12 protein-coding genes are annotated in these 11,905 nt (G+C 53.9%); 5 read left to right on the top strand and 7 right to left on the bottom strand.

The window, feature by feature from the left end; genetic code table 11:
* Positions 1 to 324 precede the first annotated feature (324 nt).
* The 3 genes from ABD735_RS15785 to ABD735_RS15775 all read right to left on the bottom strand — a co-directional run bounded on the left by ABD735_RS15785 (position 325) and on the right by ABD735_RS15775 (position 2,646).
* Complete coding sequence (locus tag ABD735_RS15785) at positions 325 to 606, bottom strand: hypothetical protein (RefSeq protein WP_344808177.1); 282 nt, start codon at positions 604 to 606, stop codon at positions 325 to 327.
* Between the two features lie 91 nt (positions 607 to 697).
* Complete coding sequence (locus tag ABD735_RS15780; protein ID WP_344808175.1) at positions 698 to 1,621, bottom strand: diacylglycerol kinase catalytic domain-containing protein; 924 nt, start codon at positions 1,619 to 1,621, stop codon at positions 698 to 700.
* A 5-nt stretch (positions 1,622 to 1,626) separates the two neighbouring features.
* Complete coding sequence (locus ABD735_RS15775; protein ID WP_344808173.1) at positions 1,627 to 2,646, bottom strand: SPFH domain-containing protein; 1,020 nt, start codon at positions 2,644 to 2,646, stop codon at positions 1,627 to 1,629.
* A 138-nt stretch (positions 2,647 to 2,784) separates the two neighbouring features.
* Here ABD735_RS15775 and ABD735_RS15770 point away from each other — a divergent pair, with 138 nt between their 5' ends.
* The 3 genes from ABD735_RS15770 to ABD735_RS15760 all read left to right on the top strand — a co-directional run bounded on the left by ABD735_RS15770 (position 2,785) and on the right by ABD735_RS15760 (position 5,048).
* Positions 2,785 to 3,498, top strand: coding sequence for an NUDIX hydrolase (locus ABD735_RS15770; protein ID WP_344808171.1), 714 nt, complete (start codon positions 2,785 to 2,787; stop codon positions 3,496 to 3,498).
* Positions 3,495 to 3,977 (top strand): 5' nucleotidase, NT5C type, encoded by a 483-nt coding sequence (locus tag ABD735_RS15765; RefSeq protein ID WP_344808170.1) that lies wholly within the window; start codon positions 3,495 to 3,497, stop codon positions 3,975 to 3,977. Before ABD735_RS15770 ends, ABD735_RS15765 begins: the two co-directional genes overlap by 4 nt.
* 495 nt (positions 3,978 to 4,472) lie before the next feature.
* Complete coding sequence (locus ABD735_RS15760; protein WP_344808168.1) at positions 4,473 to 5,048, top strand: Crp/Fnr family transcriptional regulator; 576 nt, start codon at positions 4,473 to 4,475, stop codon at positions 5,046 to 5,048.
* 5 nt (positions 5,049 to 5,053) lie between these two features.
* Here the strand turns inward: ABD735_RS15760 and ABD735_RS15755 are convergent, their stop codons facing one another.
* On the bottom strand, positions 5,054 to 6,772 hold the full coding sequence (locus ABD735_RS15755; RefSeq protein WP_344808165.1) for an AMP-binding protein: 1,719 nt from the start codon (positions 6,770 to 6,772) through the stop codon (positions 5,054 to 5,056).
* Between the two features lie 378 nt (positions 6,773 to 7,150).
* Between ABD735_RS15755 and ABD735_RS15750 the strand changes: the two genes are divergently transcribed.
* Complete coding sequence (locus tag ABD735_RS15750; RefSeq protein ID WP_344808163.1) at positions 7,151 to 8,254, top strand: alkene reductase; 1,104 nt, start codon at positions 7,151 to 7,153, stop codon at positions 8,252 to 8,254.
* Positions 8,255 to 8,312: 58 nt separating this feature from the next.
* Positions 8,313 to 8,960, top strand: coding sequence for an NAD(P)-dependent oxidoreductase (locus ABD735_RS15745; protein WP_344808161.1), 648 nt, complete (start codon positions 8,313 to 8,315; stop codon positions 8,958 to 8,960).
* A 113-nt stretch (positions 8,961 to 9,073) separates the two neighbouring features.
* On the opposite strand, the gene ABD735_RS15740 is transcribed toward ABD735_RS15745, so the two are convergent.
* The 3 genes from ABD735_RS15740 to ABD735_RS15730 form a co-directional block, all read right to left on the bottom strand.
* A complete protein-coding gene (locus ABD735_RS15740; protein ID WP_344808159.1) occupies positions 9,074 to 9,913 on the bottom strand; it encodes an acyl-CoA thioesterase in 840 nt (279 codons plus the stop codon).
* Between the two features lie 189 nt (positions 9,914 to 10,102).
* Positions 10,103 to 11,044 carry an alpha/beta hydrolase gene (locus tag ABD735_RS15735; protein WP_344808157.1) on the bottom strand — a complete coding sequence of 314 codons (942 nt, stop codon included), beginning with the start codon at positions 11,042 to 11,044 and terminating at the stop codon, positions 10,103 to 10,105.
* 182 nt (positions 11,045 to 11,226) lie between these two features.
* The gene (locus ABD735_RS15730; protein WP_344808155.1) at positions 11,227 to 11,802 is read right to left on the bottom strand and encodes a TetR family transcriptional regulator C-terminal domain-containing protein; all 576 of its coding nucleotides are present in this window, start codon (positions 11,800 to 11,802) and stop codon (positions 11,227 to 11,229) included.
* Between the last annotated feature and the right edge of the window lie 103 nt (positions 11,803 to 11,905).

Genomic DNA, 11,905 nt, shown 5'->3' with positions numbered 1-11,905 from the left:
ATTGAAGAGGCGTGGTGTTGCAGCCTGCTGTGTCCGCTAATCACAATTAGATCCTCGAGCGTGCGCTGAGGAAAGATTCCATAAATGCATTTTGGAGATTAGCTATGTCAGCAAGTTACTGAAACACCTCGAGCGTCGAGAGCGGTTTCTCAAGAGTCGCCATCGGAGGTCTTTGAGCGTGTGAAATTGGCTACGCTCGAACTTTCTCCGGAGAAAGATTTTACAGTACTACGTATTCTCGACGATTTTCTGCGCCTAGCCTAGGAACGATCGTGATGAAACCACGTGAGTGAGCAGAAAGACCTTATCTTGCCCGCAACCTTCTTACTCATAAGGGCAATCAGGACTGCCCCACTCGTTGCCGACAGGACCGCCCACAGCGCCTTGCAGCCTTCGCTTCTTAATCCAGGCAATGGCGATTTGATCCATGACATCGGCCGGAATAGCCACCGTGGCACTGAGCTGCTGACTGGAGATGTCCTTTTCGAATGTTGAGCAGACTTGATCGTCTAGCTGCAGAAACACTTCGGTAAGCTGGTCACTGAAAGAAACTTCTTCATAGAAATGAAAGCGGTCATCCGAAGCAATAGTCGCTTTGGTACTCATACGCTTACTCCAAGATAATACACAGCCGGCGCGCCATCTGGTTCGGCTACGCAAGCAGTTGGCAGCACTGAAAAAGATTGCGGTCTCATCGTCAAATCACCAAGTGTCCTGAGGTGTCGGCGACGCTGATTTCTAAGGTCATTCCAGCGTTGAACTCCAGAAAATCCTCTTCGATACCGTCTGAAAATACTACACCATGCATAGGCATGTGCGACTCAAGCAGAAAGCGCTCAGCGGCCGTGATAGCACCGAAGACCAGCTGAGTGCCGGTTGTGCGACTGGGGAAAGGCTCGCGCACGGTGAACTGCAGACGCTGCTCGTCCCAGCCAAAGCCTTTGCGCAGTGCATGCTGCTGTTCCCCGGTTACACCCATTGCCCCTGAGAGAATGGATTGAAACCAGCCCGATGACCCAAGGCCCGTTGAAATAATGATGCCAGATGACGATTGCACCTCTGAGCGAGCGCCCCATCTCAATTCATAGCGCGCAGAAGTATGGGACTTCGGACCAATAAATAGGTCGTTGACCGCAAGCATCTGCTGGCCGTCGTTTGTTGTCGCTTGCGCAAAGGTGATGGACCTGGTCGAGCGTCGCTGCAGCAGCGTCTCCTTAAAGACTGCCGGTAGGTCTTCGGTTTCGAAGGGCAGCAACTTTCCGTCCCAGCGGGCGGGGTCGGGATTGATGCCGATGACTGGCTGCCCGGACAGGTATTTCAGGGTATTGGCGACTAAGCCATCCTGACCGATAACAACAACGATCTCGTCAGAACTGAACTGATAACTCGGCAGGTAACTGCGTTCGATCTTCTGAAGACGCCCAGCTGCACGGAGGCATTGTTCTGCCTCCAGTACTCTGGCCTTGTAGGTATCATGTTCCTGAAGATAGTCGCTCACGCTGATGCCATTATGCTCAAGATAGAATTTGGCTTGCGGCCACGTATTGAAACGTTCAATCAGTTCTTCCAGTCTCGTTTTGCGAGTGACCAGCACTGAGCGATATTCTGTTTTGTCAGACATGGCGTCTACCCCGCAACCTTTCGAGCAAGCTGTGAAAACATGTCAGGTCCAATATTCAGCTCATTTATCTTGCCAGCATTCTGGGCCAGTGTTTCAAGCGCTACCGCCATCAGTTGCTCAGGTGTCATCTGCGCAAGTGCCATGGCCTTCAGATTCTCGACTGGCAGTTCTGCAAACGCGTTCATTTTTGCCGATATTCCATAGGCTTCGGCATCCATTTCAGCTTTGTCGTTCTCTGCTGTGACAGTTACCAGCTTGGCCCGCTCCGTCTCGGCCTGAATACTGTTCTGCAGGCGTTCGCGCTCAGTTTCGGCCCGGTCTCGCTGCAAGGTCCGTTGGTTTTGCAGACGCGACATCTCGATTTCCTGCTCCTTCTCCTGAACAGAGAGATCAGTCTGCAGTTCAGCTTCCTTAATCATGCGTTCCTGTTCTACCGCTGACTTTCTTCGCAAGTACACAGCATCGTCGGCTTCCTTGAGGATACTTTCCCGGGCTTCGGCTTCGAGTGCCTTTGCAGTTTCTGGAGTTGGGACAATTCCACTGATCGAGACATCGAGGATCACCAGACCGAGTGCGCTCAACGCAGGGTCCTGTGGTAAATCGGCGCGCAACGCTACCACCAATGGTTTCGTCATTTTCAGTGCGTCACGCAGCGTCGAAGCTTCGATATTTTCCTGGAGCAGCGACTGTATTGAACGGACCACGCGATCATTCAATTTCAGTGGATCTTCCGAAACGTAGCCAGTACCGTCAGCCTTGAGGTTAAAGTTCAGCATTGTGGCAGCGCGCAGCGCGTCGGCTATTTGGTAGGTAACCTGTCCCTGCACCCGGATAGACTGATGATCTACTGTACGCAACGTGAAGATATAGGACGCTTCCTGAATGCTCTGGGGAACAGAGGATATGGAGGTGGTGGCTGAATTGTAGAAAAAGCTCAGGCCACGGCCCTGGGCTTTCACCTGCCCGTTGGCGGTTTTCACAATATACGATGATGAGTCTGCTTTGAAATAGCGGATGCCGAACATGGGTCATACCTCTTAGGTAGCCTTTAGACACTAACAAGTCAATAGTGGCTAACAGACACTAATAAGTCAACGCGGCTTTGCTTCTGAAGAGGGCATCACTTAGAATAAGTGGCAATAAGACACTATTGGTGATGTTCCATGGACGAATCCGCATATCTTGCTTCGTATGACCGCTCGCGGTATGTCGCCCCTCTACTTTCTGTCGATGCAGTGCTATTTACCTATCATGACGAACAGGTGAAAGTGTTGGTGGTCAGGCGGTCGCGGCATCCCGAGCAGGGAAAATGGGCTCTACCCGGCGGCTTCGTCGACGAAGATGCGGACGATAGCCTTGACGACACTGTTCATCGGAAAATCGTCGAGAAGACAGGGGTAAAAGCGCCGTATCTCGAACAACTCAGGACGTTTGGAAATTCGAGCCGAGATAAGCGTGGCTGGTCGGTCACCGTGGTGTATACCGCACTGATTGCTCATCAAAGCTGCGCTCCACTTATAGAGACCGTCAGTGATGCAAAGTGGATGGCAGTATCAGAGCTTGCCGACCATGAGCTGGCGTTTGATCATGGGATGATTCTTCAGGCCGCGATCGCGCGGCTGAGGCAGAAAGCGCTCTACTCGATTGTGCCCGCCTTCACGCTCCCGGACGAGTTCACACTGCCAGAGCTGCAACGGGTACATGAAGCGTTACTAGGAAAGCCGCTTGAGAAAAAGTCCTTTCGAAGAAGGATAGAGCAGGCCGATTTGTTAATTGAGACTGGCTTTAAGCAATCGGTGAGCGGTCGTCCGGCTACCCTGTATCGACTTAAGCCTGGCGCAGGTGAATACACGTTCCTTCGGAATCTCGAGCAATGAACAGCCTTGATCAACCCAAGATCGTCTACCTCGATATGGATCATGTGTTGTGCGACTACGACGCGGCGTATGCCCTGAGCCGAGAGTGTTACCCCGAGCTTCAATATCCGCAAAGTCGACGGGGGTATTTCAGTGAGCTTCAACCGATGCCAGGGGCTGTGCAGGCTTACCACAGGCTCAGGCAAACCGATGGATTGTCGGTCTTCATATTGACCGCTCCCTCCGTCCGTAATCCCCACTGCTACTCAGAGAAGCGGCTGTGGATAGAGAACCATCTTGGCCTCGAGGCTGCGTACCGCTTAATCATCAGTCCCGACAAGAGCCTGCTAAAAGGCGACTATCTGGTGGATGACAAGGTCAGGGGGCGGGGGCAAGAACACTTTGGCGGGTGCTTGCTGCAGTTCGGGTCACCACAGTTCCCTACCTGGAGCGCGATACTCGCCTTTTTCGAACAAGACCTGTTCCCTGAAATCAAATAGAAAGTCGACCTTATCCAAGCAGATCAAGAACTGCGCTGAGATTAGCGACCAAATCTGGAGGTTAGAATGGTGGTAGACTGCGACGCGTTCGTCCAAGTGAGAAGTATGGTGATGCCAGTGATCCTGACAACCAGTTCCAGTGATTGTGACCCCGCCACGCTGAAGGTTCTGATCCACCCATTCCAGTGATTGTGATCCACTGCACCGACGATTCTGACCCACCCTTAAAGCAGCCAGGCTGACTGCTGACTCTACAGACGCAGTGTCTATTTGGTGGTCACGATGGCCGCCGCGAAGTCGCATGTACTTGATCAGTGCACGCCCTGATTACCGCAGTCCGCAGAGAATGACCAAAAGCAGCCTTACTTGTGGGCCTGAAGTGCTGACGTACGCCGCGTCCCAAAGAGAGCACTGAACCCATATAATGACTGCTCTGCGCACCAAATCTACTTGGCAATTGAAGCCATTACAGTTCAAGCAATTTAAGAGGGAAAGATGCAGCAGACTGAGCATGAGCCAGCACTCTTGAATAACCTCCAAGAGCTAGGGCTTAAGAATTATGAAAAGCAAAAAATCCTATCTAGGCTTGCTCGCTATATTGCGTTTGATAAAGGCGAGGCAATTGTTAAAGCCGGGGATTTTCCCAAAGATTTTTTCGTCATTCTTTCGGGGCTTGCGCGCTACTACTATCTGTCGCCACAAGGAAAGGAATGGAACAAGGCTTTTTTTCGAGAAGGTCAACTAATAGGATCGCTTAGCTCTTTCCTTAGACGTCAGCCTTGTACATATACAATTTCAGCCATTGAGCCATGTACACTGGCCGCTATCCCGCTTAGCATTTTCAACAACGAACAGGATTCTCAGTTACAGACTCTCCTGAATAGGTATGTTCGAGAAATTATGCTCCGCAACGAGGAGCGAGAGGCTTTACTTCTGACTTGCAACAATGAAGAACGCTATCGCTGGCTTCTGCAACATCAAGTCTGGCTAGTCAGCCGCGTTCCACAGTACCAACTAGCCAGTTATCTAGGGATGGAGCCGGTGTCTCTTTCCCGCATCAAGAACAAATGACTTGATTACTTAACTTGCACATCTCCTAACTGAAGATTTAGTCGCTTAAGCAGATCGCGGCACCATCCAGCTTCGCTGGCCGGAACGTTCCAGAGTCTGATTTCCAGCTGACCTGTCTTCGTGTGATGACTTTTGACTCCCACTGTGCCCATTCGTTGAGCAAAAATCTCATCGAGCAAAGCATCGGTGATGTCCTCCCGTAGCTTCGGTTTGAATACCTTGCCAACGGCGGTAACGGGCAAGGCATCCAGAATGATGACTTTCTTTGGGCAGGCTGGCCGTTCCGCAATGTGGCTCATCGCGAACTCATGGAGCTCCTCGCTCGTCACTGTCGCCTCTGCCCGAAGCTGAACGTAGACGACTGGTAACTCTCCAGCATACTCGTCAGGCATACCCACAGCGGCGGCCATGCTTACATCCGGATGCTGCTCCAGGCAGCCTTCGATCAGTGCCGGGTCGATATTGTGCCCACTGCGAATAATGAGATCTTTCGCGCGACCGGTAATGAACAGGTTTCCCTCTTCATCCAGCCGCCCAAGGTCGCCAGTTCTGAGCCAGCCATCCTCTGTAACGGGCGAGGGGGCGGCAAGATACCCCGGAAACACCATGGGGCTTCGTACACAGATCTCACCTGCATCAATACGTATATCCACCGGCTGACCGATATGGCCGACGCTTCCCAATACAGCAGACTTGGCCAGATTTGGTAGTGCAATGACTCCGCTGCACTCTGTCATGCCGTAGGCCTGGTACAGCTGCCGCCCAACTCTCTCCAGGGCAAGCTCATGAAGCCTGATAGGCACTGGCGCCCCTCCCGAGAGGAGGAACCGAAGCGTACTGATGTTTTCATCCTGCAGCGGGACGTCAAGCATGGAGGCCATAGAGGTGGGTATTCCGCTGCTGATCGTCACGCCAAAATCTTGAATCAACCGCCAGTGCTGCCTGATCACCTCGGGGTTCCTGAAACCCGCCACAGTAGGAAGTATGAGCTGTCCGCCCGCACCGAGGGTCGCCAGGCTGTTAACGATGGCTCCAGCAACATGGAAGATCGGGAGACCGTTGATGACAATATCGCGCTCCGAGAGCTCCAGGCACCGGATGACGGCAAGAGCTGCAGCGGTCTGGTTCGCGTGCGTATGGCAAGCCAGTTTTGGCATCCCGGTTGTTCCACCAGTGTGGTAGTAGGCAGCTATATCCCCACGAGCTGGCGTGCGCTCCGGTGGCAGGGGGCTGTCGTCATAACGGTTGACCTCGGAGTCGTAGTGCATCTCTCCTGCGGAGCTGAGGACAGAGATACAGAGAGGCTTGTTGGGGAGCCGGCTCGCCACCCTGATGGCTTTGTCCCACAGCTCCTTGTTGTGCAGTGGCCCCAAGGCAAAGATGAGATCTGTTTGAGCCATCAGCATCAGTTGAAATAAGGCGTCCTCACTTAGTAAGGGGTTTAGCGGATTCGCGATACCTGCTGTTTCGGCGGCCCACAGTAGTGTCTGTGCCTGGGGAATATTTGGCAGCAGGAGCGAGACCACTGGACGGGATAGGCCCGATAGCGCCCTCATCATATCGACGGACTGATGCAGCTTGCTCCGCATCTGTTCATACGTCTGCAAACTGGAACGGTTTGCGTCCCCCAGCTCATTGATGAAATGCAGGGCAACAGATTGGGGGGCCTGGACGCAGGCGGACATGAGGAGGTCGTATACGGTTTGCGGAGCAGCATCTTTCATTGTTATGGCCTCAGTCGTGGGGGCAGCGGTTGATGATGCTCTGCCACATGAGCTGGGCTCATTAACAATTGTTAGCCTGCGCCGTGATCGCATGCCCCAGCGACACCCGTGCCGCCCTGCTCCAGCCGAGCTACTTGCCTGAGCTCAGCCTAGAGTCAGGCTTTATCTGCCTCGCAAGCCTTGCGTCACCACCCTCCCACACACGCCCCCAGGTCGTTCTCAAGCTCTCAACTATCATTTGACGAAACCAATATGACCGGTCATCTTATTTTCCGTTGAGGCGTGTAGCACCTGAGGAACTCAGAGCCTACAAGCCTCATTTCTCTGGCTCCGCTGTCACGTTTGAGCGCGACAGCCCTTATAAAGAGGCTCCTACCCATGACCTCATCTACGCTTTTCTCGCCCTTGAGCTTGGGACCCTACACATTGTCCCATCGCGTGGTTATGGCGCCTTTGACACGGATGCGCGCCGCCGCCGGTAATGTGCCTAACGACCTAGCTCCGGAGTACTACAGCCAGCGCGCGACCCCTGGAGGATTGATCATTGCTGAAGCAACCCAGGTCACCCCCTATGGTCAAGGTTACCCTTCTACGCCGGGCATTCACTCTGATGAGCAGGTCGCTGGCTGGAAGAAAGTCACCGAAGCGGTACACGCAAGAGGCGGCTTCATCTTCCTTCAGCTTTGGCATGTTGGGCGCGCCTCCCACACCAGTTTCCAGCCAAACGGCGTACTACCAGTTGCACCATCAGCGATAGCCATTACCGGGCAGCAATCTCTGACTCCTGGCTGGAAACCTGTTCCCTATGAAACTCCGCGTGCTCTGGGTTTGAATGAGATCCCTGACATCATCGAGGCCTATCGTCATGGGGCGCGCCTAGCCTTGGCGGCAGGCTTTGACGGTGTCGAAGTACATGGCGCTAACGGTTATCTGCTGGAGCAATTTCTGCATAGCCGCTCGAACCAACGCACTGACATCTACGGCGGGTCAGTTGAGAACCGTGCTCGTCTACTCCTGGAAGTGACAGAGGCCGTGAGTGAGGTCTGGGGGGCAAATCGCGTCGGTGTCCGACTATCACCATTTGGCACCTACAACGATGTCGGTGACGAGGATCCGATAGGCCTTTACAGCTACGTTCTATCCCGCCTGGACAGGCTCAATATCGCCTACATCAGCTTGATCGAAGCTCGCATCGGAAACTCAATGGAGATTAGTGCTCCGAGTGCTGTTGATGAGCTTCGGCCGCTTTGGCCCCGCCCCTTGATCCTTGCCGGTGGCTTCACTGGTGAGTTGGCGGAGGAAGCCATTCTTTCCCGTAGGGCCGACGCCATAGCATTCGGACGGCAGTTCATTGCCAATCCCGATCTTCCCGCCCGCATCAAGCTCGGCGCCCCACTAACCCCCTATGATCGCTCGACATTCTATGGCGGCGGTGCAGCCGGCTATGTCGATTATCCGAAGCTGCCAAGCGGGAAGCCATGACAGCTGGCTGTCGCAACGCTGCGGAGCAGGTTCCAACTTCACCTTCCCAGGAGACATCATGAAAATCGCGCTATTGGCTGCAACAGGCCGTGCCGGCCAAACCATTCTCAATGAACTCATCAGCCGCGGGCATCAGGTCACGGCCGTTGCACGCGACCTCGCTAAATTGCCTAAAGAGCGGCCCGAAACAGTGGTCCCCGTTCAGGACGATCTAAGCGATGCTAACCGCATCGCAGAAATCATCCACGGCAGCGATGCGGTAGTCAGCGCAGTTGGGGCGCCACGCAACGACCCGGACGCTGACACTGATGTGTTGCTGTGGATCTCGGAGCGGATAGTGACGGCTGTTCGCCAGTCCGGCACGCCTCGCCTGATCGTAGTAGGTGGGTGCGGATCGCTCTGGCTCTCACCCGGAATAAAGGTAATCGACTCCGAATACTGGCCGAAAAGCCTGGTGCCAATTGCCCGTTCGCACATGAAGGTTCTTGAGGCCCTGAAAACATCAGAGATCAATTGGACCTATGTGAGCCCGCCGATGCTGATCGACCTCGGCGAGCGTACTGGCCGGTATCGCCTCGGCGGTGACGAGCTCATCATTGACGATCAGGGGAAAAGCTGGATTTCCTTCGAGGACTACGCCATCGCGCTAGTTGACGAGCTGGAAAAACCAGCCCATGAGCGAGCTCGTTTTTCGGTCGGGCACTAAAGTTACTGGCAGTCCGTACGGAGCATGGACTGCCAGCCAAAGGCTGCAGCAGAAGAATGAGGCAGAGGAGAGCAGCTCGGAATGGAAAAAACTCCCAATGCCTCGGCATTGGGTCATGCCCATTTTTCAATGAGCGATGGCTCCCCGAAGACAGCAACATTCTGCCGGGCAGAAAGTGCTGGGCGCCCGTCCGGAGCCCATATCGTAATGTTCTGGGTGGAGAAGCCGTTGCACGCACTTTCCGCCGCAGACTTGACTAGCCACCAACCCTCCGCATTTACGGGAGCCTCATCGATGAAGTCGACAGACCAGGTGACGGTGCTGATTGGAACAGGCTCCTGAAACAGGACAAATACGGCCGGAGGCAATGCATCTGCAAGCGCCAGCAATGCCACAAGCCCACCGTCGACATTTTGATCACGATGACGCAACCAGACAGTCATTTCAGGTTGTGCCGCCGCTGTATTAGGGCGTGCGCCTGCCACAAGTTTCCCTTCGAAATGGCGCATGAAATTAGGCCTATTATCCCAGATAAAATATTCGGGGTAATTTTCAGGCTCTAACGCAGCAGGCATGGGCACACTGAGATAGCTGTACTCTGCTGCTCGCGACATGCCAAAGCAAAAGCTGGCGTGGGCGGCAACACCCATTTCGCCCACGATCTCTGCACGGGTGAAAACAGTTGATTTTCCCTGTCGCACTATATCGGCCTTGACGCGCAAAACGCCTACGGCAGGCCCCACGAACGAGAAGTGTGCCGATCTGAGAGGGGGCAGGCTCTGAAAAGATCGAGTGGTCGCCTCTAAACAAAGCGCAGCAGAAAGCCCACCATATGCAGTACGCCCTTGCAACCAATCGAGAGGTAGCTCAATCGTGAAGCTATCCCCATCATTTCTGAGCCCTTCAAGCAGTTGCCCAAACTCTGTCATTATTGAATCGTTGACCTCGGACATTATCTGACCCTTTGCACACACCTTGAAGAATCAAGAAATCCACCACCATAGACAAACGAAGTACCAAAGATTTATCTAGCACTATCGACTATTCGCTCGACCTGGCTGGACTCATGCTCACGTTTTGTTATTCGAAGTCCAGCTGCACCAGTCCTATGCTCAACGAACACAATGCAGCTGGAACCACTTTCAGATACCGCGCATGATTTCGCCAAAGCGAGTGCAGCTTTTCTGAATAAGATCCTGCGCAGCGGGCGACCAGCGCCCCATGTCGAAGAATCCATGAATCATTCCGGCGCCTCTAACTACCTCAGTGCTAACCCCAGCCGCCAAGAGCTTTTGGCCGTATACCTCCGCCTCATCACGCAGAGGGTCGAACTCGGCACTAATAATCAGGGCGGGAGGCAAGCCCTCTAAGCTGTGCGCATTGATAGGTGTCAGTTGAGGGGTCTTGTGATCCTTCAGATCTCCGGTGTATTGCGCGATGAACCAGGCGAGAGTTTCCTTCTCAAGAAAGAATCCATTGGCATTCTCTTCCCGGGAGGGATGGCTAGCATCGGATGTGTCTAGAGCCGGATAGATCAGGAATTGGGCTGCCAACGCGACACCCTGCTCCGAAAAGTGCTGAGCAACTACAGTTGCTAAGTTTCCTCCAGCACTATCACCAGCGACTGCAACGACGTCGCTACCGCCTAACTTGCTCGCGTGCTCTATCACCCAGGTGGTCGCTGCAATTGCATCTTTTACAGCTGCTGGAAACGGATGCTCAGGGGCGAGGCGATAATCTACCGACACCACCACACTGTTACTAGAACGGCAGATATCACGGCACATGTTGTCGTGGCTATCCAAATTCCCGATTACAAAACCACCTCCGTGGAAAAAGACCACGGTTGGACTCGGGCCGATGTCACTTGGGCGATAGATCCGAGCCCTCAATTGGCCGGAACCACCGGGAACCTCAGTGTCTTCTACGCTCCCGACAGGAACTACCTGCTGAGGTGTGCGGGAACCGTAGGTCAGTGCGAGATATTCTCCTCTGGCCTCCTCAATCGTACATTCATGAGTCGGTTTGCGGCCTGCGGCGGCCAGCGACTTAAGAACACCAGCGAGATGCGGATCGAGTGACATATAGATCTCCATTTATTTCTAGGCAGTTAGCCCAATGCAAATGCAGGGCATGGACATTGCTTGAGCCGGCCAGTAGCTGTGCTGGCTCAATTCGAAGAACTCAATCAATTCTTGCGTGAGAGAATCACCCCAATGTGACCGGTCATCTTGAGTGGGGTTAAATAATTCCTTCGCGCTCAGGGTCAGTTGAAAAGGCTGGCGAAGACAACCTGCTCAAAATGATCCAGCGGATCTCGCCGCTGCTCCACTTTTGCTCGGAGAACAGAGCCCTCCCAGGCATTCAGCAAGAAACTCGCAATAGACCCGGCCGCTAGGCCCGGCCGGACGCGCCCCTTGTCCGCAGCTTCTTGGATGCAGGATTCGACTGCACGACTCCAGGATGCGTAGATCGAGGCTAGGCGTTGGCGAATCTCATCGTTCTGAGCCATCTCTGAGCTGAAGTTGCCAATCAGACAGCCCTTTCGGAAATTCTGAATGGTCACAGCATCGGAAAGGGCTCTGAAATGACGCTGGAGGCGCTCTACAGGGTCAAACGAAACATCACTGAGCAGTGCTCGGCGCTCAGCACCGCTTTCCCAGAAACGCTCCAAGGCCTGTAACGCCAAGGCCTCTTTGCTTTCGAAATGGTTGTAGAACGACCCTTTGGGTACGCCGGCTGCCTGCGTTATGTCCTGAACGGCGCAGCCGTTGAAGCCATTCAACTGCAAGGTTTGAAGGCCGGCATCAATCAACTGCTCTCGTACGCTATGTCTTGCCATGGTCTGCTCCTAATACAGAATCGATAATATAACCAGTCATCTTAAAGTCAAGAGGCTTTCGCTAGACTGCACGCAGGGCGTGCACACCAAGTATCCGTCGCTG

The organism is Allohahella marinimesophila (assembly GCF_039538005.1).
Taxonomy (GTDB): domain Bacteria; phylum Pseudomonadota; class Gammaproteobacteria; order Pseudomonadales; family Oleiphilaceae; genus Allohahella; species Allohahella marinimesophila.
This window is presented reverse-complemented; position numbering and strand designations above follow the sequence as displayed.